General features: G+C 43.0%; 17 protein-coding genes and 1 riboswitch. Of the genes, 13 read left to right on the forward strand and 4 right to left on the reverse strand.

From position 1 onward, the window contains the following. The first annotated feature begins 75 nt into the window (after window positions 1-75). From CD00_RS0100105 to CD00_RS0100160, 12 genes are all read left to right on the forward strand, one after another. Window positions 76-1,155, forward strand: coding sequence for an FtsW/RodA/SpoVE family cell cycle protein (locus CD00_RS0100105; protein ID WP_074463154.1), 1,080 nt, complete (start codon window positions 76-78; stop codon window positions 1,153-1,155). Window positions 1,156-1,683: 528 nt separating this feature from the next. Further along, a riboswitch (ZMP/ZTP riboswitch) is annotated at window positions 1,684-1,769 on the forward strand. Between the two features lie 147 nt (window positions 1,770-1,916). Continuing rightward, window positions 1,917-2,624 carry an IMP cyclohydrolase gene (locus CD00_RS0100115; RefSeq protein WP_034461873.1) on the forward strand — a complete coding sequence of 236 codons (708 nt, stop codon included), beginning with the start codon at window positions 1,917-1,919 and terminating at the stop codon, window positions 2,622-2,624. A gap of 92 nt (window positions 2,625-2,716) precedes the next feature. Further along, a complete protein-coding gene (locus CD00_RS0100120) occupies window positions 2,717-3,895 on the forward strand; it encodes a phosphoribosylaminoimidazolecarboxamide formyltransferase (protein ID WP_026654067.1) in 1,179 nt (392 codons plus the stop codon). 819 nt (window positions 3,896-4,714) lie between these two features. Further along, complete coding sequence (gene pdxR, locus CD00_RS0100125; protein WP_026654068.1) at window positions 4,715-6,109, forward strand: MocR-like pyridoxine biosynthesis transcription factor PdxR; 1,395 nt, start codon at window positions 4,715-4,717, stop codon at window positions 6,107-6,109. A gap of 97 nt (window positions 6,110-6,206) precedes the next feature. After that, on the forward strand, window positions 6,207-6,752 hold the full coding sequence (locus CD00_RS0100130; RefSeq protein ID WP_034461875.1) for an ECF transporter S component: 546 nt from the start codon (window positions 6,207-6,209) through the stop codon (window positions 6,750-6,752). After that, window positions 6,745-7,329, forward strand: a complete 585-nt coding sequence (locus CD00_RS0100135; protein WP_242827250.1) for a TIGR01440 family protein — start codon at window positions 6,745-6,747, stop codon at window positions 7,327-7,329. Before CD00_RS0100130 ends, CD00_RS0100135 begins: the two co-directional genes overlap by 8 nt. Before the next feature lie 257 nt (window positions 7,330-7,586). Further along, window positions 7,587-9,743, forward strand: a complete 2,157-nt coding sequence (locus CD00_RS16580) for a bifunctional diguanylate cyclase/phosphodiesterase (protein WP_051199251.1) — start codon at window positions 7,587-7,589, stop codon at window positions 9,741-9,743. A gap of 42 nt (window positions 9,744-9,785) precedes the next feature. Further along, on the forward strand, window positions 9,786-12,842 hold the full coding sequence (locus CD00_RS20970) for a PD-(D/E)XK nuclease family protein (protein ID WP_051594019.1): 3,057 nt from the start codon (window positions 9,786-9,788) through the stop codon (window positions 12,840-12,842). After that, window positions 12,805-13,329, forward strand: coding sequence for a PD-(D/E)XK nuclease family protein (locus CD00_RS20975; protein WP_330370255.1), 525 nt, complete (start codon window positions 12,805-12,807; stop codon window positions 13,327-13,329). The genes CD00_RS20970 and CD00_RS20975 overlap by 38 nt, the downstream gene beginning before the upstream one ends. Then, window positions 13,319-16,984 (forward strand): helicase-exonuclease AddAB subunit AddA, encoded by a 3,666-nt coding sequence (gene addA / locus CD00_RS0100150; RefSeq protein WP_026654072.1) that lies wholly within the window; start codon window positions 13,319-13,321, stop codon window positions 16,982-16,984. Before CD00_RS20975 ends, addA begins: the two co-directional genes overlap by 11 nt. Beyond that, on the forward strand, window positions 16,962-18,404 hold the full coding sequence (locus tag CD00_RS16590; protein ID WP_242838891.1) for a glycoside hydrolase family 53 protein: 1,443 nt from the start codon (window positions 16,962-16,964) through the stop codon (window positions 18,402-18,404). Before addA ends, CD00_RS16590 begins: the two co-directional genes overlap by 23 nt. Window positions 18,405-18,542: 138 nt before the next feature. Further along, window positions 18,543-19,049 carry a YgjV family protein gene (locus tag CD00_RS0100160; RefSeq protein ID WP_026654073.1) on the forward strand — a complete coding sequence of 169 codons (507 nt, stop codon included), beginning with the start codon at window positions 18,543-18,545 and terminating at the stop codon, window positions 19,047-19,049. Between the two features lie 591 nt (window positions 19,050-19,640). Here CD00_RS0100160 and CD00_RS0100165 read toward each other — a convergent pair. From CD00_RS0100165 to CD00_RS0100180, 4 genes are all read right to left on the reverse strand, one after another. Continuing rightward, entirely contained in the window at window positions 19,641-20,285 is a 645-nt protein-coding gene (locus CD00_RS0100165; protein WP_026654074.1) for a potassium channel family protein, read from the reverse strand. Window positions 20,286-20,299: 14 nt separating this feature from the next. Next, on the reverse strand, window positions 20,300-21,442 hold the full coding sequence (locus CD00_RS16595; RefSeq protein ID WP_242838892.1) for a potassium transporter TrkG: 1,143 nt from the start codon (window positions 21,440-21,442) through the stop codon (window positions 20,300-20,302). 328 nt (window positions 21,443-21,770) lie between these two features. Then, complete coding sequence (gene asnA, locus CD00_RS0100175) at window positions 21,771-22,781, reverse strand: aspartate--ammonia ligase (protein WP_026654075.1); 1,011 nt, start codon at window positions 22,779-22,781, stop codon at window positions 21,771-21,773. A 133-nt stretch (window positions 22,782-22,914) separates the two neighbouring features. Further along, window positions 22,915-23,508 (reverse strand): LURP-one-related/scramblase family protein, encoded by a 594-nt coding sequence (locus tag CD00_RS0100180; protein WP_026654076.1) that lies wholly within the window; start codon window positions 23,506-23,508, stop codon window positions 22,915-22,917. A 191-nt stretch (window positions 23,509-23,699) separates the two neighbouring features. Between CD00_RS0100180 and CD00_RS0100185 the strand changes: the two genes are divergently transcribed. Then, window positions 23,700-24,119, forward strand: a complete 420-nt coding sequence (locus CD00_RS0100185) for a GNAT family N-acetyltransferase (RefSeq protein ID WP_034461877.1) — start codon at window positions 23,700-23,702, stop codon at window positions 24,117-24,119. The last annotated feature ends 87 nt before the right edge of the window (window positions 24,120-24,206 follow it).

Raw genomic sequence — 24,206 nt, forward strand, 5'->3', positions numbered from 1 at the left:
TCAATAGGAAATTCATTTTCTATGATATAAAAAGCGCTCCGAATGGAGGCGCAGCTCAGGGAGGAGTTTTTTTACATGCATCGTAAGATTGAGTGGGATGTAGTTATTACAGCAGCGCTTATAGGAGTTATAAGCATCATTGTACATTGGTTTATGGGAAAAGATAAATCAATAAAACTAACCGGAAACAGTACTTTCTATACAAGTGTGGGCATTGGAATAATTGTCATGATCGCGGTGTATATGATAGGCCATAATCTGATAGCAAAGCGGGCAAAAGAGATTGCGGTAGGCATAATACTGATTCTGGTATTTCTTAGGTTTCAACCTGAAAATATGTATCTCGGATTTGGCTCCGTGAAAGTTTTGACTGCGGCGGTTATGTGTCTCTATGTTCCGGTTTACGGAGCGGTTCTGCATAAATACAGGCGCGGCGGGATTTTGGAGCTTCTAAAGGCAATACTTTGGATGATCGTTCCCATTTTGATCATACATAAAAGCACGCGCGTGATGACGGAGATTGTGCTTTTGTCGGCTATGATCATGCAGCTTTTGTATTGTATCAAGAAAAGATGGTTTAAGATAAATTTTCTTTTGTCTCTGGCAGCACTTGCGGTTATCGTGTTTGCTGCATCGGTATTTGTCGATAAGACCGGAGTGATTGCTAGATGGGGACATAAAACAATGAGCAATGTCTTTTCACTGGACGAATCAACGGTTCAATCTTTCTTTGATGTGAATCTTGTCGGCAGTTCGGGAAAAGAGAATTTGAAATTTTTGCCAAAGCCCGACTTGGATTATCTGCTTGCATATCAGGCAAATCGATATGGACTTTTACCGGCAATCGGCATTGCACTTCTGGTTATAGCTGTTATCGCATTTGGCTACAAGTCGGTCTTTAGGTGTAAAAACGATCTCAGTTTCCTGATGGGAACAGGGTGTCTTAACGTCCTTTTGGAAAATACAGTGATCAACATATTTGAAAATACCGGGACGATACCATACACTGATACGTTCTTGCCGTTCTTTTCATCACAAACGAGTTATATTGTGATGGCTTATATCTTTGTGGGAATAATACTCAGTGTTTGCAAAGGTAAAGGCACAAGAGACAGGTTCTTTAGATATGCTGTAAGGAACTTGATGCGCTACTGAATGATTTAAGTTTAAGGAGCAAGAAGAGATGATGAATAAGAGACGTATTTTTTTTTCTAAGATTACACCGAGTCTCAATGTAGGTGGCGAAGGCGATAAATTATATACAAACGATTCCGAATATACAGAAAAAAACCGTGCCTGAAACAGTGGAGGAGTGACGGTAGGTTAAGGAAATAGCGGAAATATGGGTTTGTAAATAACTCTTTGAAAAACTGCTTGAAAATTTCACTCTACGCTGCTTGAAAATGAAGAACACAGATAGAAGGAGTGTGTTTGAAGTGATTTATCTGTGAAAAATTGAAGAAATAGCAAAAAAAAACACAGATAGAAAAGTATGTGTGGAGCGATTTATCTGTGAAAATGTAAAATAACAAGTGTTATGAGGTGAAAAAACACAGATAGAAAAAGTGTGTATGAGGCAATTTATCTGTGAACATGAAAAAACAGCTGTTTAGAAGTAAAAATATCATAGATAAAAAGCAGGATTCTTTTCCTTGATTTTTTGGTGGTAAAAGTGTACGCTATATGTGTTCATACAACTGGCGGATAAGTGGGTAACCACATGGGAGTATGGAAATAAATTATGAATGTCGACCGCCTGGGCAACCGCTTTTGTGGATGCTCAGACGGTTTTTTTTAAGTAATCACTAGGTTCGGTATTTTCGAACCGTAGTGTACTACTTAGTTCCGGCGAGCGAATGCGAGAGCGGAACTTCCTTGTTACAAGCGAGTTCAGTGATATATACGGAGGAAAAGAAATGGTAGATTTGAAGCAGGAAATTTCACGCACAACATACCCGGGAAGAGGTATTGTTATCGGCCTTACAGCTGACGGCAAGAAGGCAGCATGTGCTTACTTCATCATGGGAAGAAGTGAGAATAGCAGAAACAGAGTATTTGTTGAAGACGGAGAGGGAATCCGTACACAGGCATTCGATCCTTCCAAGATGGAAGATCCAAGCCTTATCATTTATGCACCTGTACGTGTTCTTGGTAACTCAACTATTGTTACAAACGGTGATCAGACTGATACAGTATATGACCTTATGAAAGAGGGTAAGACTTTTGAGCAGGCTCTTCGCACAAGAGAATTTGAGCCCGATGCACCCAACTACACACCTCGTATTTCAGGTATCATGAACGTTGAAAACGGCAAGTACGACTTTTCAATGTCTATCTTAAAGAGCAACAACGGTGATCCTTCATCATGTCAGAGATTTACATATTCATATGAGAATCCCAAGGCAGGAGAGGGCTTTTTTATCCATACATATATGAAGGACGCAAATCCCCTTCCAAGTTACGAAGGAGAACCTACACTTGTAAACATCGAGGGTGACATCGATACTTTTACAAACAATGTATGGAATGCGCTTAACGAAGATAATAAGGTATCTCTTTTCACAAGATTCATCGACATTGAGACAGGTAAGTACGAGACAAGGATCATCAACAAAAACAAGTGATATAATATCGCAAGTTTTATTTGTAACGCGCATGATTGCACGTTTTTAGAAGGAACACGGTAATTCGGATATCATATAACAGGAGAATCAATATGAACGAAATCGAACTTAAATACGGATGTAACCCCAATCAGAAGCCTTCAAGGGTTTATATGGAAAACGGAAAAGATCTTCCCATCGAAGTACTTAACGGAAGACCGGGATATATCAATCTTCTTGATGCTTTGAACGGATGGCAGCTTGTTTCTGAGCTTAAGAAAGCTACAGGACTTCCTGCGGCAACTTCTTTCAAGCACGTTTCACCTGCAGGTGCCGCTGTAGGAACACCTCTTTCAGATATTGAAAAGAAAATCTATTGGGTAGAGGATCTTGGCGAGCTTTCACCTCTTGCAAACGCTTATGCAAGAGCTCGCGGAGCTGACAGAATGTCATCTTTCGGAGATTTCATCTCTCTTTCTGATGTGTGCGACAAGGACACAGCAATGCTTGTAAAAAGAGAAGTTTCAGACGGAATCATTGCTCCAGGCTACACAGATGAGGCACTTGAGATCCTTAAGGCTAAAAAGGGCGGAAACTACGCTGTTATCAAGATTGACGAGAACTATGTTCCCGATGCGATTGAGAAGAAGCAGGTGTTCGGCGTAACTTTCGAGCAGGGACACAACTTTATCGAGATCGGTGAGGACATGCTCACAAATATCGTTACAGATAACAAAGAGCTTCCCGAGTCTGCTAAGATTGATCTTATCATCGCACTTATCACACTTAAATATACACAGTCCAATTCAGTTTGCTACGTAAAGGGCGGACAGGCTATCGGGATCGGAGCAGGACAGCAGTCAAGAATCCATTGCACAAGACTTGCAGGTTCTAAGGCTGACAACTGGTTCCTTCGTCAGGCACCTCAGGTTCTTAACCTTCCTTTCCTTGATAACATCAAGAGACCTGACAGAGACAACGCAATCGACCTTTACATCGGTGCAGATTACATGGATGTTCTTGCAGACGGCAAGTGGCAGAACATCTTTAAAGAGAAGCCCGAAGTATTCACAGAGGCTGAAAAGAGAGCTTGGCTTGACAAGAACACTGACGTAGCACTTGGCTCAGATGCGTTCTTCCCCTTCGGAGATAACATCGAGAGAGCGTTCAAGAGCGGTGTTAAGTATGTTGCACAGCCCGGCGGATCTGTTCGTGATGACAACGTTATCGAAGCAGCAAACAGCCATGACATGGTAATGGCATTCACAGGACTCAGACTTTTCCATCATTGATGACTTCCCCCGCGGATTGCGTTTTCCGCGGGGGATTTTTTATAGCGGACGACCTGTATGGCCATTTTTTACAGCCGCACCGCCGGTATCTGCTTGGAAATGCTTGTGTACGGCTGCGCAGTGATTTTCATGATTTCATAAAGTCCGAAAATGTCTCCTTTTGACGTTGCTCAGAGAAGTCGACATTTTCAGGCTTTATTCAATCTGAAAGTCATCTTGCTCGTCCGAGAACTGCGTATTTCAAGCAGATACCGGCGGTGTGGCTGTAAAAAAATGGCCATACAGGCCTGTGCGGTTATGTCTGTGTGGTTATAGAATAAATGATGCCTGCGTAACTTTTACGTTTTTCGGCGGAATTTCACGTAGAATCTTCTGATTATGTGTAGAAGCTGTACGGTGCGAAAACTGGAATATGCACCACATAGAATCATTGCGTAGAAGCTGTACGGTGCGAGAACTGGAATATGCACCACACAGAATCATTGCGTAGAAGCTGTACGGTGCGAAAACTGGAATATGCACCACACAGAATCATTGCGTAGAAGCTGTACGGTGTGAAAACTGGAACGAGCACCGCACAGAATCATTGTATGGATGCAATTCTACGTGTATATCTCTGATTATTGGCATGGACTCACGTAAGACGTGCCCTTTGGCATTCACGGGGATGATTGTGCGAAGGTGACGACTTTCATTTATGGAACGAAAAGTGTTTATCGTTTCAAAACTCAGGAACGATAAATGATTACCGTTGCACGTTTTTGGAACGATACTGTGTAATCGTTGCAAAGTTAAAATGATTCATATTATATTATAACTATGCTAACGTACGATTTTACAAAGGGGGAAGGTCCTCTTTATCAGAAGCTGTACAACTTTATAAAAGATGATATTACAAAGGGAGTTCTTTTGCCCGGAGAAAAGCTTCCGTCGAGGAGAAGCCTGTCGGAGAATCTTGGGATAAGCACGGTTACGGTTGATAATGCCTATGACCAGCTTGTGGAAGAGGGCTATATCAATGCGTTTCCCAAGAAGGGATATTTTGTAGCGGTAACTATGACGGTATCTTTTCCAAAGGAGAAAAAGCGCGAGTTTAAGATTGCGACAAAGAGATCGAAGGATGAGTACGACTTTGATTTTTCTTCAAGTCGCCTGGATGCGGAGTCTTTTCCTTTTTCCGTATGGGCGAAGCTCACGAGAGAAAACGTTGCGGGAAGAAGCGATAAGCTACTTGAGGTGTCTGAAAGTAGCGGCATATATGAGCTTAGAGAAGCTATAGCGGGGCATCTGTCGTCGTTTAGAGGACTTAATGTTTCACCGGATCAGATTGTCGTAGGGGCAGGAACTGAGTATCTTTACGGTCTTATCATCAAGCTCCTTGGAAAAGATAAGAAATACTGCGTTGAGGATCCCGGCTATCGCAAGATAAGCCAGATATACGAGACTGAAGGCGTTAGACACGCTTTTGGACGAATGGATGAATCGGGACTTCTTGTTTCAGAGCTTGTAAGGACAAAGGCGGATATAGCACATATAAGTCCTACGCATCACTTCCCTACGGGCATAACGATGCCGATAGGACGCCGCAATGAGATAATGGCGTGGGCGAGCGAGAAGGAAGGCAGATACATTGTTGAGGACGATTACGACAGTGAATTCAGGCTTCGAGGCAATCCGATACCGCCGATGCAGAGTATGGATAGGATGGATAAGGTCATTTACATAAACACTTTTTCAAAATCCCTTGCATCCACCATAAGAATTGGGTACATGGTGCTTCCGGAGCACCTTGCGGAGCGGTTCTATGAGAAACTTGCCTTTTATTCCTGCACGGTTCCAACGTTTGATCAGTATACATTGTCGGACTTTATCAAAAAGGGATATTTCGAGAAACACATAAACAGGATGCGTCATCAGTACACCAGAAAGCGTGAGAGTGTACTTGAGATAATAAAAAAAGAGCTTGATGGAATTGATTACAGGCTGATCGAGAACGATTCCGGACTTCATTTTATCTTGCAGCTTTTTACAAAGCAGACGGACAGAGATATTGAAGACAGGCTTAAAAAGAGCAAAATTAAAATATCAGCTGTTTCCGATTACTGCATGGAGACACCTGAAAAACAGCTCCAAGGCAGGTTTATAATAGACTATTCAAATCTTGATGTAGGTCTTTTGCCCGGTGCGCTGAAAGCGCTCAGAAAGTGCTTGTGAAAACTGGTATTTAAAAATAAAATATAATTACGTATTATACAAATACCAGTGAAGTGATATATTTTATCCTGAATTATTTAGTAAAAGGAGAAAAAATATGGATCAGGCACAAAACAATGACTTAAAGGGCTTTAAATATGCGAGATGGATCGCGCTGACAGGATTGTTTATGGGAATCAATATTATAATGTCGAGTTTCGGCATACCCGTTCCCGGAGGACACTTATATCTGTGCGACCTGATAATATGCACGGCGGCGCTTTTGTTTGATCCGCTTTCTGCATTCATAGTGGGAGGAATCGGATCTTTTGTCGGAGATATTCTCTTTTACCCGGCTCCCATGTTTGTATCGCTTGTTACACATGGACTTCAGGCGGCTGTCATTTCGCTCATAGTTAATTCGAAATTTGGCAGGAATAAAAAGACGCATTTTATTACGGCTTTGATTGCAACGCTTATTGGCGCTGTTATAATGGTTGTTGGATATACATTGGGCAAGATCTATGTGTATAGCACATTTGAATATGCCATGGTAAAGTTACCCTATGAGATAGCACAGGCACTTTTGGGAGTTGTCGGCTCGCTGTTCTTGTGCTTCAAACTTGGGCTTATCAAAATATTTAAGAGAATGGAATATGAATAAAGGGGATAATAACATGGATTTTAAAGAGATAACAGAGCAGAGCAGACAGGCAGTTACGGAGATACTTGAGAAAGCCGGTCTTACGCCCGGTTCGATTTTTGTGGTTGGCTGTTCATCAAGCGAGATATTGGGTGACCAGATAGGAACCGCGACAAATCTTGATTCTGCGAACGCAGTGTTTGACGGAATTGTTCCCGTTCTTGAGGAAAAGAAAATTCTTCTTGCGGCACAGTGCTGTGAGCACCTTAACAGGGCACTTGTCGTTGAAAGAGAGACGATGGAAAAGTACGGATTTGAACAAGTCAATGCGATCCCGCAACCAAATCATGCCGGCGGAGCTTTTGCAACCGTTTGTTATCAGAGATTCAAAAATCCTGTGCTTGTAGAATCTATTAACGGAAAGGCAGACGCAGGCATAGATATCGGAGGAACCATGATCGGTATGCATATGCATTCAGTTGTTGTTCCAATGAGAATATCTCTTAGAAAGATCGGAGCTGCTCCAATCATATGTGCCCGCCACCGTCCCAAGTACGTCGGCGGCCAGAGAGCCATCTACGACGAGAAGCTCATGTAAGGACAAGAGCAAGTCTAAGATTATATTAGTGGATGCGGTTTTGTTTTGAGAAGATATGAGATATTATACAAACGGCTGAAGTGTTTGTATAATATTTCATATCTGGTAAACGAAACATAGCAAACATCTTAAATTACTGTAAATATCAATTATCGTGCAATTCTTGTGATATAATATTTGTGATTGTACGATAATTGATATTTTTATTTGCGTTAATAAGGTACAGGTCGACAATTTTCGGAGGCTATAGAGACGTTATGAAGCAAATGGAAGATGTTATAACTATCGAAGAAAAAAATCATATAGATGAACTTACGGGACTGCACAATCTTACAGGTATCCTTGAGCATCTCCGGGGGCATGACAAATACTCTGCATCCGAAGATACAGTTATCATCTACATAAATGTTATGAATTTCAAGGTGTTCAATCAGAAATACGGCTTCGCGGGAGGCAACGATTTTCTGAGAGGAATGGCACATGAACTCAAAAACATTTTCCCTGATGAACTGGTTGCGCGAACAAGCGGAGATCAGTTTATTGTCCTTGGAAAATCCATTGATAAAGAAGAGCTTCTTGATAAATTGGATGATTTCAGAGAAGCCGTACATAATTACGAGAAGGGCCTTAAGATGAAGGTTAAGGCCGGTATTTACCGCGCCACGGGCACTGAGGAAGATCCCGTTATAATGGTCGACAGAGCCAAGATGGCGTGCGACGACATCATAAGAGTTTACGATAGAGACAACAACCTGTACACGGAGGAGCTGGACAAAAGAAATGAGCTTCGCCGGTACGTTATCGATAATTTTGAAAATGCTTTTAAACAGAGATATTTCCAGGTTTATTATCAGAAAGAAATAAGAGCGGTCACGAGAAAAGTCTGCGGATATGAGGCGCTTGCAAGGTGGCTCGATCCGACTTACGGTATCATTTCTCCGGCTGTTTTTATTGAGGTGCTTGAGAGCGTTCATCTTATACACAGGCTTGATATATACATGATAGATCAGGTTTGCTCGGATCTAAGGGATGACATAGATTCGGGATATGCCGTTGAGCCGATTTCCGTAAACCTCTCAAGGCTTGATTTTGAGCTTTGTGACATTATGAGTGAGATTGATAAGTGCAGGGCAAAATATGACATTCCCAAAAAGCTTCTCCACATTGAGGTTACGGAGAGTGCTATCGCATCCGGAGCAGATTTTTTGGGCAAACATATAAAGAAATTCAGGGATGCAGGATATGAAGTCTGGATGGACGATTTCGGCGCAGGATACAGTTCTTTTAACAACCTGAAAGATTATGACTTCGATGTTATCAAGATCGATATGGGCTTTTTGCGCGAGTTTGAGACGAATCAGAAATCGAGGATAATTCTTGCATCCATAGTAAATATGGCAAAAGAGCTAGGAATACATACGCTCGCAGAGGGTGTTGAGACGGAAGAACAGTATGAATTTCTTTTGAACATAGGATGCGAAAAGATGCAGGGATATCTTTTTGGCAAGCCTAAGCCTGTCTCTGAATTTGTAAGGAGTGTTGATTGCAGCTTTGAGAACAATGAGGAGTTTGATTTCAGCTCGTATTACGATGATATCGGTACAGTCAATTTCCTGAACAGCACGCCGCTTGAAACAAAGAGTATGGAGATCATGATAAAACTTCCGATTGCCATAGCGGAGCTACATGGCGATCAAGTGAGTTTTGTATACGCAAATGAAGCCTATATTGATTTCTTGAAGACTATAGGTGCGGAGAATCTGGACAGGGCAAATGAGATAGGAAGGTCCAAGGAAAGGGATAATGCCAGCGGATTTGCAAATATCCTGAAGATGGCGGAATCATCTTATAACCAGAGAAGTGAGGCCGACCTTGTTGCAAACGGTTATGTGATAAATACCAAGGTGAGGTTTCTTTCAAGACACGGGGAAAAAGCAGCATTTGCGCTTGTTTCACGAAACGTCACCGCGCAGAAGGAAGCACATTCCGCAGATGATTACAGTGCCGTGCTCATGCATCTTTTGAATTTGTATAACCGTATAGATCTGTTTAATGAGGAGGGAATGTTTGAAAATCTTTTCCTTTGCGGAAATCAGAAGGCTCTTTCGGATATAGAGAGAAAGGCCGTTTTAGCGGTGCAGATGTATTTGGATACGCATATCATGGAAGCTGACAGGGAACGGTTCAAAAAATTCTTTGATATCACTACCGTTCACGACCGGATTGAAAGTTCGGGCAAGCATTACCTCGTTGATTACTACAGGTCTGCGCTTCCCGGAGATGAGGACAGAATCCTGATGTACATCATTCTTCCTTTCCACTATAATGGTAAATGGAGATTCATTGCGGGATGCAGGTATATGGATGAACTTGATGAGCTGAAAAGAGTTCTTAAACAGATTGAGAGCACTTGACCGTGAATCTTTAAAAAGGCAGATTGAGGTGGCAGAGCATAAATGCTTAGGTTTTGTTTTGGGGCATCCGGTGCGGGGAAGAGCACGGGGCTGATAGAAGAGATAATTAAAAGAAGTTTTAATAACACCGGTAATGATTTTTTACTTATTGTTCCGGATCAGTTTACGATGCAAACGCAGAAGGATGTGGTAAGAATGCACCCTTCGCATGCGATAATGAACATTGATGTATTGAGCTTTGGACGTCTTTCACACAGAGTTTTGGAAGAGACGTCTAAAAGCTCTTTTTCTGTGCTCGATGATGTGGGAAAGAGTCTTGTATTACGCCGAGTAGCCGATATTCTGGGTGACAGACTTCCCGTAATAGGCGGAAATATGCATAAGCCCGGATATATCGATGAAGTTAAGTCCACAATTTCAGAGTTTATGCAGTACGGAATAGGAGACGAGGCGCTTGCCATCCTTGAGGAAAAGAGCTCTTCCAAGGCTGCACTCAATTCCAAGATAAAAGATCTTAGACTCCTTTACGGAGAATTTCTTCGCTACATCCAAGGAAAATTCATAACTACAGAAGAAACGCTTGATATTTTATGTAAGGCGATTCCAAAGTCACCTCTTTTAAAAGACAGTGTCATTGTATTCGACGGATTCACAGGTTTTACGCCGATTCAGTACAGGGTTATAAAAGAGCTCCTTCGGGTATCAAAGGAAGTGTGTGTGTCCCTTACTATCGGACCTAATGAAAATCCGTACGCAGGCTCTTTTGAAGAACAGGAACTGTTCATGCTCACGAAAAAGACCGTGCGTGACCTTGAGAAGATAGAATATGAGCTTTGCAAGGAAGCGGGTGCAATCTCGCAGGGAAGCCTTGATTTTGAAGCGTGGAGAAATATCAGAAACGACGAGATGAGCAAAAAGGCTTCGGGCGGGGATATCTTCATAAGAGATGAGAAGGTAATGAGGCTTAAGAATAACCCGCCGCTTGCGTTTCTTGAGCAGAATCTTTTCAGATATAATTCATGCAAGTACAGCAAAGAGCAGGATTCCATACAGATATTCGAGACGCAGACGACCGAAGAGGAAGTTCGTAGAACCATGATGAAAATCCGCTCACTTGTTAGGGATGAGGGATATGCATACAGAGATATCGCTGTGGTGTGCGGAGGTTTGAGCTCGTACGGTAATCTGGTGAAAAGAGCTGCGAGAAAGTTTGACATTCCCGTTTATATAGACCAAAACACCGGACTGCTACTGAATCCGTTTATCGAGTACATCACAAGTGCGATAAACATTGTTATATCGGGATACAGATACGAAGACGTATTTCATTATATGCGAAGCGGAATGACGGATTTCTCCAAGGAGGACACCGACATTCTTGAAAACTACGTAAGGGCACTTGGCATAAAGGGAAGAAAGCAGTGGGAAGACCGCTTTATGCGCAGGATGCCGACTAAGTTCAAGAGAAAAAAAGGCAAAGAAGACGATACATCGGAACTTGAGCTTATTGAGAAACTTGACGGAATGAGAGCTGCGATCAGTGCGGAGCTTAAGCCTCTTTTTGATGCAAAAGGAGGAACGGCTGCGGAGATCACGGAAGCTCTTTTCAAAATGATAGAGGGAAATGACTGCAGCACAAAGCTTGAGCGCTATAAAGAGAAGTTTGAAAAGTTCGGAGACAGGGAGAAGGCCAAAGAGTACGACCAGGTTTACAAGAAGGTTTCCGATATCCTGAAGCAGATTGCGGCGCTTATCGGGGATGATAAGCTGGAGCTTAAAGAATATAAGGACATTCTGAATGTCGGATTCGGAGATATTGAGGTTGGAACGATTCCTCAGGATGTGGACAGGGTCATTGTCGGAGATATTGAGAGAACGAGACTTCGTGAAATCAAAGCTCTTTTCTTTATGGGAGTCAACGACGGACTTATTCCGGCAAATACGGGTGGCGGAGGAATTCTTTCCGATATGGACAGGCAGTTTTTGCTTGACCTTGATACGGGAGTTGAGCTTGCGCCGACACCGAGACAGCAGATGTACATTCAGAGGCTCTATCTGTATATGAACCTCACAAAGCCTACGGACAGGCTTGTTTTGTCGTACTCTGAACTTGGAACCGACGGAAAGAGCGTGCGACCGGCTTATCTTATTTCGAAGATAGAGTCATTGTATGAAGGAATTGAGGTTGAGCGGCCTGAGGATGCGCCTTTTGAGGAGCAGGTTTCCTGTGTTAACGACAGTCTCGATAATCTTGCTGAGATGATGAGAGAATATTCACTCGGAATACTCGGAGATAAGGAAAAGACAGAGCTTTCAACGCTCTATGAGATCGTTGGAAAGAAGTATGAAGAGAAATCTCTTTTGGATAAGCTGACAGAGGCTGCATTTAAGCATTATGAAGACAAACCTCTTGCCAAGAATATTGCGCTTGCGCTCTACGGGGCAAATCTCGAGAACAGTGTGAGCAGACTTGAGAAGTTTGCTTCATGTTGCTATTCACATTTCTTAAGATACGGAATGGGGCTGTCCGAGAGAAAAGAGTATGACTTTGCTTCGGCAGATCTCGGAAATGTTTTCCATGAAGTCCTTGAAAAATATACAAGCGAGATTATAAACAGGAATATATCGTGGAAAGACTTGTCTAAAGAGGAGTCTGATGAGATATTAAATCGTGCCTTAACAGAAAGCGTCGATGCATACGGAGAGACCATCCTTTTAAGTAACGCGCGTAATGAATTCATGGTTGAACGCATAAAAAGGATACTTATAAGGACGGTTGATACGCTTAAATACCAGATTTCCAAAGGAAGTTTTGAGCCTGCGTATGTCGAGATGGATTTCAGGGAAGCGGGCAAAATCGAAGAGATCGATATAACTCTTTCGGAAGATGAGAAACGCGGAATAGTTGAGAGCATGAAATTGCACGGAAGGATTGACCGCGTTGATCTGTATGAAGATTCGGATCATGTTTATGTCAAGGTCATCGATTTTAAATCGGGCGGAAAAAAAACTGAGTCTTGCATCGTTATATTACGGCCTTCAGCTTCAGCTCGTTATGTATATGAACGTAGCGACCGCCGCAAGCAAGAAAATCTATAACGGAAAAGAAGCCGTTCCCGCCGCTGTTTTGTATTATCATGTGGACGACCCGATGATAAGCGGTTCGGGAGATTTGCAACCGGACGTTATCAATAAAGAGATAATCAAGGCACTTCGTACGACCGGATTGGTCAACGGAAACAGGGATATCATAAATATGCTTGACAACAGCATAAACGGTACATCTGACGTTATACCGGTCGGCTTTAACAAGAGCGGAGACCTGACAGCGGCTTCAAGTGCCGTTTCAAATGAGGATTATTCCGCTATTTCCAAGTATGTAGATAAGAAGATCCGCGAATTCGGTAAGTCCATTTTAAACGGAGATATTAAGGTGAATCCTTATGAGATGGATGTAAAGGGATCTTGCAAGTACTGCGAGTATAAGGGAATATGCGGATTTGACGATAAGATTCCGGGATATTCCAGAAGAAAACTTGATCTTGACGATAAAGAAGCAATGGAGCTTATAAGGAATGAAAGTTGAGTTTACTGATGAACAGAAGGCGGTAATAAACGCCAGGAAATGTAATGTGCTGGTTTCAGCCGCCGCCGGATCCGGAAAGACGGCGGTTCTTGTCGAGCGCATCATACAGATGATAAATGAAGGTGTGGATATCGACCACCTTCTTGTCGTTACTTTTACCAAAGCGGCAGCTTCGCAGATGAAGGAGAAGATTACTCTTGCCATTCAGGACAAGCTTTTGGAGGATCCGGAGAATACACATCTGCAGAAGCAGGAGACGCTTATTCATAATGCCCAGATAACTACGATAGATTCTTTTTGCCAGTATATTATTAAAAATAACTTTAATTTTGTCGGGCTTGATCCGTCTTACAGTGTCGGAGATGAAGGTGAGCTCAGGCTTCTTCAGGAAGATGTTATGAAGAACATGCTTGAGGAAGAGTATACTAAGGCAAAAGAAGGCAGCAACGAAGATTTCATCTATTGCATGGAATATTTCGGCACGGGAAGCAACGACAAGGCCGTTGAAGAGTATATCGAAAGGCTCTATCGCTTTTCCATGAGTATGCCGTGGCCTGAGACTTATATCAAGGAGAGGGCGCTTGATTACGACATCGAGGGAAAGAATTTTGATGAGCTTGAATGGGTAAAAGAATGTGTTACTTCGGTAAAAAGAATGCTTCTTGAGGCGCAGGATAAGTTGAGCGCGGCTCATGAGCTGACTCTTTTGCCCGACGGACCGTATATGTACGGAGAGCTGCTTGAGAAAGAAGCGGAGATGATGGGGCGTGCTGCGGCTTACGAGTCGTATGATGAGCTGTATGACGCGGTAAGAGGGATTTCTTTTGACAGATTGCCTGCAAAGAAGGACGAGAGCGTATCGCCTGAGAAAAAAGAGCGCGCAAAGGAACTTCGTGACAGCGTAAAAAAGGACATAAAGAAAATCACCGAGAACTACCTGGTGCTTACGTCCGATATGGTCGCCGAACAGATGAAGCTTTGCGACAGGGCGGTGAAGGAGCTCTGCAGGCTGACTCTTCGTTACATACAGCTTTTTGATGAAAAGAAAAGAGAAGAGCGCCTGATCGACTTTTCCGATATGGAGCATTTTGCGCTTAATATTCTCATTGATTATGAGACGGGGGAGCCGACGCATGTGGCGCTTGAATATAGGGAATTCTTTAAAGAAGTTTTAATTGATGAGTATCAGGACAGTAATGCTGTGCAGGAGCTTATTTTGCAGGCAATATCAGGAATAAAAGCGGGATCCTCCGAGAGGTTCATGGTTGGTGACGTGAAGCAGAGTATTTATAAGTTTAGGCTTGCGCGTCCCGAGATTTTTATGAAGAAGCTTGCTACTTACAGTAAGGATGAGTCTGCAAGTGACAGGAGAATCGACCTTCATAAGAATTTCCGAAGCAGGGAAGAGGTTCTTGAGGGAACCAACTACATCTTCAGGAAGATAATGGGGAAGGATCTTGGAAGCGTTGAGTATGACAAGGACGCGGAGCTTGTGACGGGTGCGGGATATGACGAGCCCTCTTTTGACATGACTCCCGAGCTCATACTTATAGACGATCCCGAGGGGAAAAAAGAAAATGAGGCCCACGCGATAGGAAATAAGATACTTGAGCTCATGCGCGAGGATCCGGAGCTAAAGTTTAAAGATATTGTAATTTTGCTAAGGACGAACTCCGGATGGGACGATGTGTTTAAAAAAGCGCTGGAGGAACAGGGGATTCCCTCATATATAGAGTCAAAGAGCGGATATTTCGATGCGTGGGAAGTGTCTGTTATGCTGAATATTTTGTCGGTAATAGACAATCCTACCGTTGACATACCACTTGTTGCCGTAATGCATTCTCCTATAGGAGGCTTTACAGACGAGGAACTTGCACTTATTAAAATTACAATTAATAAAAATAAAGAGGACGATGCAGCATCTTCTTTGTATGAAGAAATATTGAAACTTGTTCGTAGAAACGGCGAAGATACGGGAGATATTCAAAATCAGTCGTTACTCAATAAACTCTCTGATTTTGTCTCACTTATAGAAGAACTTAGAGATATGTCCGCATATACCCCCGTACATGAGCTGCTTCAGTATATCATCGATGTCACGGGATTTGAGCTGATCGTAAGCGCCATGCCCGCGGGCAATCAGAGAAGGGCCAATATAGAGCTTCTTTTGTCCAAGGCTGAAAGCTTTGAAAAGACAAGCTTTAAGGGATTGTTCCACTTTGTCAGATACATTGAGCACATCAAGGTCGTACAGGTAGACTACGGCGAGGCAGGGATTATCGATGAGAACGCCGATGTTGTGCGCATCATGAGTATTCACAAGAGTAAGGGACTGGAGTTTCCTGTAGTGTTCGTTGCGGGAATGTCCAAGCAGTTCAACAAAATGGATACTAAGGGCAATCTCATTGCGGATATGGATCTCGGAATAGGTGTTAAATGCATCGATTCTAAGCTGCGTCTACGCTCAGAGACCTTAAAGCGGGTGATAATCGCAGATAAGATGAATACGGACAGTCTGGGCGAAGAACTGCGTGTACTTTACGTTGCACTTACGAGAGCAAAAGAAAAACTGATCATGACCGCTTCGGTCAAAAAACTTCCGGATGTACTTGCTAAGGAGCTTAAACGTCAGCCTGAGCTTGCACATGGAGTTTCACAGGGAAAAGAACTGATGCCTTTTTCGATAAGGTTATCGGCGGCGTGTTATCTTGATCTTGTTCTTCCTTCGCTTGTCAGGCATCCTGCGATATATGATATTGCCGAAAAGTACGGATTGTCGGAGCTTATAACGGATAAGTTTATGGACAACGAAGAAAGCGTGCCGAAATTCGCGGTTTCATCTGTAAGTGTAGATGAAATAAATGCCGGTAATGAGAAAGAGAGCGTTAAGGGGCTTATCCGTATGGACGGTATCGGAGCTTATTACGATAAGGAACTTGCGAAGAAGCTTGAAGACAAGATGGATGCGAGGTACGGATTTGAGCATCTTAAGGGGCTATATACCAAGACCACGGTTACGGAGCTTAAGAAACATATTCTGGAAGAGATGGGAGAGCACTTTACCAAAGAGGAAGATTATGGCGCAGAATATGATGATGGAAGAGGCGCCGGAAGCGAAAACGGAGGCAGAGCCGATGGGCTTGCGGGCGCAGAGCGAGGAACTGCGTACCATAGAGTTATGGAGCTTCTTGATTACAGTGTCGGAAACGGCATGGATGCGCTTGGTGTGTGGCTCGACGGTCTGGTTCAAAATGACAGGATAACCAGGGCATACGCTGACAGCGTTGAACTCAAGGACATATCAGCGTTTCTTGGAACGGGGCTCGGACAGCGAATGGCTACGGCTTTCAAGGCAGGCGTTCTCATGCGGGAGAAACCCTTTATGATGGGCGTTTCCGCAAGTGAGCTTGATAAAAAGTTCCCGTCTGAAGAGCTTGTCCTTATCCAAGGTATCATCGATGCTTGGTTCATAGAGGACGATGAGATTGTGCTTGTCGACTACAAGACAGATCATACCCGCGATTCGGCCGAACTTGTTAAACGCTACAAGATTCAGCTTGATCTTTATAAAAGAGCGCTGGAAGCGTCAACAGGCAAGAAAGTTAAAGATATATATATTTATTCCTTTGCACTTGGAAAAGAAGTGGCACTTTAAGACGGAGGAAGTGACTCATAAGGAAAGTGAGGCATATATGAAGCATAAGAGTGTGTATTTACTTGTTGCGACAGCTTTTTTGGCGGTCTGTGTAATGACCGGATGTGCAGGAAGCGGAAGCACCGATGCGGGTGTGACGGAAGAAACGGCCAAAGATGCAGCCGCGGCAAATGCGATTTTCTCTGCGGACAATGAGACTGAGGGTGGCGATTCATCGGACAGCTCGGCTACGGGCGAAGGTGAGGCAGAGCCGGAAGGCAAGGAGGTTGAAATGGAGACATGGAAAACTGCGATTGAGGGGCTTGCTGAAGACTTTATTTTTGGAATGGACGTATCTTCGCTACTTGTAGAGGAAAAAAGCGGAGTAAAATACTATGACTTTGACGGCAATGAGCAGGATGCGCTTAAAACCTTTGCAGATTCCGGCATTAACTACATCCGACTTCGAGTGTGGAACGATCCTTATGACGAGAACGGAAACGGCTACGGCGGTGGTAACAATGACCTGCCTACAGCAATCGAACTTGGCAAAAGAGCTACCGGCTACGGAATGAAAGTTTTGGTAGATTTTCATTATTCCGATTTCTGGGCCGATCCGCAGAAGCAGATTGTTCCCAAAGCATGGAAAGGTATGAGCTTGAGTGAGAAGTCATCGGCTCTTTATGACTATACAAAAGACAGCCTGGGACAGCTCTTTGACGCAGGCGTTGATGTGGGAATGGTGCAGATCGGTAATGAGATCAATAACGGCATGTCGGGCGAAACGAAGATTGAGAATGTCATTGAACTGTTAAAAGCAGGAAGCAAGGCTGTTCGTGAGATATCAAGCGAGCGCGGCAAAGATATAGGAATAGTGGTTCATTATACGGATATATCTCCGAAAGAAGGCGTTTTGGCGCTTATAGAGAAACTTGTAAACGGCGGGCTTGATTTTGATATGATGGGACTTAGCTATTATCCGTTCTGGCACGGTGATATGGATAATATGAAAAATGTTATCAAGTATATCGGCGAGCACTTCGGTAAGAAAGCGTTCATCGCGGAGACTTCATATTGCTATACTTTAGAGGATGGCGACGGTTTTGGAAACAGAGTTTCAAAGAGTGATCTTGTGGAAGGTTATCCCGCAACTATCGAAGGACAGGCCTCTTATATGCATGATCTTTATCAGAACGTAAACAGCGCGGGAGGCCTCGGCGTATTCTATTGGGAAGGAGCTTGGCTTCCTGTAGGGCCTGCAAACGCTGATAACTCATTAATCTGGGAGAAGTACGGAAGCGGCTGGGCGAGCAGTTTTGCTTCAGACTATGACAAAGATGCTGCGAAATATTACGGCGGAAGCTCCTGGGATAATCAGGCATTCTTTGACTTTGGCGGACATCCGCTTGAATCAATTAAGGTGTTTAAGTACATGAAGTAGAGCTATTTTGGGGAATAAATAGTAGTATTGGCTCTCATGCTATTCGTGCAAATTATGAGGATTGCATTAATTATGTTTGTGTAGTTAAATATTAAATTGTATCTATTTTTTTACTGAAACAGGAGAGAGTTTTTTGATATGCAACTTATTGCGAACATAATAGATTTTTTTGCCGCAATGATACAGATTGGGACAGGCGCGGTAAAAAAGAAGTCCAAAATACTGATATTACAGATAGTCCAGCTTCTGATGCAGGGAGTGGCTATGCTGCTTTTGGGAGGCATAACCGGTGCCGTAAACAACGTACTTTCATGCGTAAGAAACTTCATCTGCTATAAAGAAAAACTCAACCTTCTGTGGAAGATATTCTTCATAGCGGCATCTGTTGTTATGACAATCCTGCTTAACAATCAGGGCTTACTTGGAATAATCCCTGCAGCGGTATGCATAGTATATATTCTGTTTATGGACGTGAAAGATCCTCTCAAATTCAAGATGCTGGTAATGCTTACCTTCATCCCATGGCTCATCTATCATTTCATACTTGGTTCCTATACCGGCGCAGCTTCCGATGCTGCGACCATCATCGCCAACATAGTAACCATCATAAAGATGAGAAAAGAAAAAGCCGCACAGGAGAACTGAGAGTATCACATCGAAAAGTGAGAAGTGAGCGGCAGGGCTGCAGTCTTTTTGCTGCATTTCATCGAAATTATATTGGCCGGGGGGTGGATATATGCTGCGCGAAGTTGTCTGAGCAGATGCACCTAAGAATTACCATCTGTTCATGCAGATTCGTTATATCCTCTTGTTTTTCTGAAGGTCAAATCACTTTCCTTATTGCATGCTTCGAAAAGAACTTGCAGGACGCAAATAAAACCTATATAGGTCATGGTCATACGGCGCGTAGCGCCTAAAACAAATAAAAGCACAAATTCCGAGCTCTATGAGTTCGGAATTTTGTGCTTTATATTTGTTATAATAGTCCGCGTTGCGGACAATGACCATGACCGTTTAACTGTATAGAAGCGTCCTGCTTCAGACATCTTTCTCCGCATGCAGGAAAGTGATTTTTGACCTTTTGAAAAACAGACGAGGCTATAAAAATCATCTGCATGGACAGATGGAAAATTCTTGGTGCATATGTGAGTTTATGAAGCGCAGCATATGTTTATCCAATCCCACGGCCAATATAATGTTTTGAGATGATACAGCAAAAAGACTGCAGCCCGCTTTTTACTTCCACTTTTCGATATCCTTCTTTTCGAGGATGACCATGAGAAGATTATTCTCGGTGAGCTTGTGAGAAGGATTGATATATCTCCAGTTGCCGCCTTTTTCTTTGATAGCTGCGACGTTCATGTTGTGTTTTTTACGAAGATCGAGCTCGATAAGACTCTTTCCAAGCCATGCGTTTCTTGGCTGCAATTCAACCATGCAGAGGTTATCGTCAAGCTCGAAGTAATCGTGGATTGACTGTGAAGCGAGAATCCTGGCTGAGCGCACACCACCTTCTTTCTCGGGATCGACAATCTTGTCTGCACCGACTCTCTGAAGAATAGTGGCCATGCGGGAAGAAGAGGACTTTGCGATTACAAGCGGAACGCCCTTTTCTTTTGCAATAGATACCGCCATGATGCTTGCTGCTATATTGCCGCCCATTGCGGTTATAACGATGTCCATGTTCTGGAGCCCGAGCGCCATAACTTCGTCCTCATTTTCAAGGTCCGCGCATACTGCGGAAGTTACCTTGGATGAGATGTCTCTTATACGTCTTTCGTCTTTGTCTGCAACGAGCACGTCTTCACCGATTGCATACAGGTTCTTTGCCACGCTGCGTCCATATTTTCCAAGTCCTAAGACTGCTACTGATTTTTTCACTTCTATACCTCCGTTTATCCGACGTAAAATACTCCCTCGGAGTAGTTGATGTTGTTTTTATTTGATTCATTTCCGGAAAAGAACGCCACCATCGAGATGGGACCTGTTCTTCCGAGGAACATTGCAACTATTATTATGATCCGTCCTATAGGATTAAGCGCTGCCGTAAGATTTCTCGATAAACCGACGGTTCCGCATGCACTTATAACTTCAAACAATGCATCCTCCATCGGAACGGGATTAAATACCGAAAGAAGTACCGCGAGTGTGAGAGTTGCAAAAACGCTGACATAAACAACTGCGGCCGCCTTTCTCATCGAATCCACAGAAACACGCTTGTTGAAGATGACGTTCTGATTCGCGTTTTTTACATAAGAGCGCACATTCATAAAGAGCAGGAAAATTGTGACCGTCTTGACACCGCCCGCAGTTCCGATCGGCGAACCGCCTATGAACATGAATAAATATGATACAAGGCAGGACGCAACCGTCAGGTTTTCCTGTGGAATAGTGGTGAATCCGGCAGTTCTAAGTGTGATCGACTGGAACAGGCTGTTTACCAGTTTCTGCCCAAAGCCCATGTTTCCTATGGTTCCGGGATTGTTATACTCGGTCAAAAGAAAAATAAGCGTGCCGCTCGTTATAAGTATAAGCGTAAAACTGAGAACGAGCTTACAGTGCTCGGAGAATCTTTTTACCATAATGATGGGAGAGAATCTCTTTTTCACACCTTCTTTTATCGAATGAAGAACGTCAAACCAAACGACAAAGCCAAGACCGCCCATGATTATAAGAATCATGGTAGTTGCCATAACAATCGGATTTTCTCTGTAATTGGCAAGGCTGCCCTGCCCGATAACGTCCATTCCTGCGTTACAAAATGCCGATACAGAGTTGAAAATCGAGATCCACAGGCCTTTAATAAAGCCAAATTGCGGGATGAATACAAATGAATAGAAAATCACGCCGAGGCCTTCCGTTATGAAAGTTCCTTTTATTACCCTGGTAAGGAATCTGAGCAATTTTGTTCCCGAACTTAGATTAAAAGAGTCCTGAAGAAGCATTCTGTCACCGAGCGAAAACTTTTTGTGCGTTATAAGCATCAAAGTAGCGGCGATAGCTATCATTCCAAGGCCGCCAATCTGAACAAGTATCAAGATGATCAGCTGGCCAAAAAAAACTCCAGTGTGCGTAAGTGTCAACGACCACAAGTCCCGTAACGCAGACCGACGTTGTTGCGGTAAACAGCGCGGTCAGAAAATCCGTGGGTTTTCCGCTTGCCGATGAAAACGGTAGCATAAGAAGCAGCGCTCCTACAAGGATTGTTATAAGAAAAACTCACCGGAATTGTATGTGCCGGCGATAATTTTTTTGGTTTTGATATTTTATCTTTAGTTGATGAAAACAAGTCAATATTTCTCCCTGTCTTAATAACATGAAAAAGGCTGCGAAAATAGATTCGCAACCTTTAATGTTTTATTGTTATTATAAAAGCTGTATTCCGTTATTTTTTGCTTCTTCAGCCATCTCATCGGGCCAGATTGAACACTGAACCTCTCCGATATGGGCCTTTCTTAAGAAGAACATGCAGATTCTTGACTGACCGATTCCTCCGCCGATAGTGTAAGGAAGTTCCTTATTAAGAATTGCTTTCTGGAAAGGAAGCTCGGCTCTTTCTGTGCAACCTGCTTTCTCAAGCTGAGCCTTAAGTGAGTTCTCGTCTACACGGATACCCATACTTGATAATTCAAGAGCAATGTCAAGAACAGGGAAGTACACGATAATATCGGCATTGAGTGCCCAGTCGTCGTAGTCGGGAGCTCTGCCGTCGTGTTTCTCACCTGATGCAAGGAGGTCACCGATCTGCATGATGCATACAGCGCCCTTAGCCTTTGCAATGTAGTACTCACGCTCCTTGGGAGAGTACTCGGGGAACATGTCCTCAAGTTCCTGAGTTGTGATAAAGAAAATATCCTCAGGAAGGATTTCTTCAATATAATCGTACTGGATAGACATGAATTTCTCAGTCTTTCTGAGTACTTTATATACGTCTTTTACAGTCTCTTTAAGGAAATCAATATTACGGTCTTCTTTATTTATAACCTTTTCCCAGTCCCACTGGTCAACGAAGATAGAATGGATATTATCCGGAACTTCGTCACGGCGAACAGCGTTCATATCGGTATAAAGTCCCTCGCCGACATTGAAGCCATACTTCTTAAGCGCATATCTCTTCCATTTAGCAAGAGAGTGCACGATCTCGGCAGGACGTTCATTTTCGTTGAGGATATCAAAAGAAACAGGACGCTCAACACCATTGAGGTTATCATTTAGTCCTGATTCGGGTGTTACAAAAAGAGGTGCCGTTACTCTCTGAAGATTGAGTCTGTTTGAGAGCATGCCCTGAAAGAAATCTTTGACAGTCTTGATACCTACCTGTGTATCGTGGAGATCAAGAGCAGATTTGTAGTTCTTGGGAATTTTAAGGTTTTCCATAATCTTTTCCACTTTCTTATATAGTTTCCTTTTTCACAGGAAAAGCATTCCCATGAAAAAATGTCTCACAGTTAATTAAATCGCTTTTTCCCTCATATTGCAAGAAAAAAATGATTATTTATGCACCTTTACATCAGTCTGATGAAGATGAACCTGAAGATGCAGCTTCTCTGTCTTTTATCATGTGCTGAAGAGTTACAAGGATCGCGATGACTATCTTTTCATGTTCTGTCTTGTATATATCTATGCAGTATTTGTCGTGAATTGAGAACATCTTCTGGGAAATGACAGCGATTATCTCACCGTTTTCATCATATAATTCGAAGTTTAAGCCCAGAATGTTGCCCTTAAGCTGCCAACCGAGTCCGACAATGTTGGTAACGTCCTTGATTATGTGCATGAGCTCATTTGAAATCTCGAAAGATGCGCCGTTTGCCATATAGACATAGTGTCTCTCGTGAAGTGAAAAGAGCTTTCTTTCCACATGTGCGACCGGATTGCCGTAAGCATCGGTTATATCCGTTTTGTCATGAAGTGAAGGAAATTTGGTCGAAGCGTGATAAATGACGTTTTCATAGCCGTCTGTGATATCAATAAGCTTGTGCAGCGTGAAAATCTTTGAAGTAGTAAATAAAGAAACTGCGGGAGTGCCAAAGCGCTCAAGGTTGTTGACGTTTGCCTGTTGTCCCGCTTCTCTGAATCTATGTATCTTAGAAAAAACACCCATAAGAATTGCCTCCGTTTTTAATCAATATCATAAGTATAATATTAACACTGCATGCAGGTAAATTGAAAAAAGTTTATTGAGTGTATGGTATTCATTACTTATAATAGTTAGAAATGTTGATTGAAAGCGTTGCGTTGACAATTAATTGATCAAAAGTCTGCAAGACACTGTACTAAGAAAAGAGGGCGGCTATGGAAATCAGATTCTACGAAGAAAAACCGGACATTGAAACATACTATGAGCTCAGGGCCTCGGTCGGCTGGGAGAACTTCTGTAAGGAGCAGTCAGAAAAAGCTTTGGCAAAAAGAGACTATTTTGTCCTTGCCAAAGATGGCGAAAAGGCAGTCGGTATGGGAAGCGTCGTAGGAGATGGCATGTACATGACCATAGTTGATGTGACTGTAAGACCTGAATATCAAGGTCGGAATATTGGGGCCGGTATAATAAATAAGCTTGTTTCACTTATTGAAAAGTCCGCTCCCAAGGGCGCAAGGCTCAGTATTCAGTTGATTGCCGCCAAGGGAAAAGAGGGCTTCTATGAAAAGATGGGCTTCACTGCTCTTCCGTGCGAGAATTCCGGCCCGGCGCTGAGGAAGCTTATATATACGTGAAAAGTCTATAGAAGTATTTTATAAGGGGCAAGATACTTTTATTTAGAATAAAGAATATGATATTCAATTTTAAAGACGTAGTGATGG

Source organism: Butyrivibrio sp. AE3003 (assembly GCF_000686065.1).
Classification (GTDB): Bacteria; Bacillota; Clostridia; order Lachnospirales; family Lachnospiraceae; genus Butyrivibrio; species Butyrivibrio hungatei_A.

What these genes read in the sequence shown, in the direction of transcription:
- CD00_RS0100135 (WP_242827250.1), top strand. Translation starts at nt 6,745, where the DNA reads ATGAATAAAGGGGATAATAACATGGATTTTAAAGAGATAACAGAGCAG.
- pdxR (WP_026654068.1), top strand. Translation starts at nt 4,715, where the DNA reads ATGCTAACGTACGATTTTACAAAGGGGGAAGGTCCTCTTTATCAGAAG.
- CD00_RS20975 (WP_330370255.1), top strand. Translation starts at nt 12,805, where the DNA reads ATGAACGTAGCGACCGCCGCAAGCAAGAAAATCTATAACGGAAAAGAA.
- asnA (WP_026654075.1), bottom strand. Translation starts at nt 22,781, where the DNA reads ATGGAAAACCTTAAAATTCCCAAGAACTACAAATCTGCTCTTGATCTC.
- CD00_RS0100115 (WP_034461873.1), top strand. Translation starts at nt 1,917, where the DNA reads ATGGTAGATTTGAAGCAGGAAATTTCACGCACAACATACCCGGGAAGA.
- CD00_RS16580 (WP_051199251.1), top strand. Translation starts at nt 7,587, where the DNA reads ATGAAGCAAATGGAAGATGTTATAACTATCGAAGAAAAAAATCATATA.
- CD00_RS0100185 (WP_034461877.1), top strand. Translation starts at nt 23,700, where the DNA reads ATGGAAATCAGATTCTACGAAGAAAAACCGGACATTGAAACATACTAT.
- CD00_RS0100130 (WP_034461875.1), top strand. Translation starts at nt 6,207, where the DNA reads ATGGATCAGGCACAAAACAATGACTTAAAGGGCTTTAAATATGCGAGA.
- CD00_RS20970 (WP_051594019.1), top strand. Translation starts at nt 9,786, where the DNA reads ATGCTTAGGTTTTGTTTTGGGGCATCCGGTGCGGGGAAGAGCACGGGG.
- CD00_RS0100120 (WP_026654067.1), top strand. Translation starts at nt 2,717, where the DNA reads ATGAACGAAATCGAACTTAAATACGGATGTAACCCCAATCAGAAGCCT.
- CD00_RS0100160 (WP_026654073.1), top strand. Translation starts at nt 18,543, where the DNA reads ATGCAACTTATTGCGAACATAATAGATTTTTTTGCCGCAATGATACAG.
- addA (WP_026654072.1), top strand. Translation starts at nt 13,319, where the DNA reads ATGAAAGTTGAGTTTACTGATGAACAGAAGGCGGTAATAAACGCCAGG.
- CD00_RS0100105 (WP_074463154.1), top strand. Translation starts at nt 76, where the DNA reads ATGCATCGTAAGATTGAGTGGGATGTAGTTATTACAGCAGCGCTTATA.
- CD00_RS0100180 (WP_026654076.1), bottom strand. Translation starts at nt 23,508, where the DNA reads ATGGGTGTTTTTTCTAAGATACATAGATTCAGAGAAGCGGGACAACAG.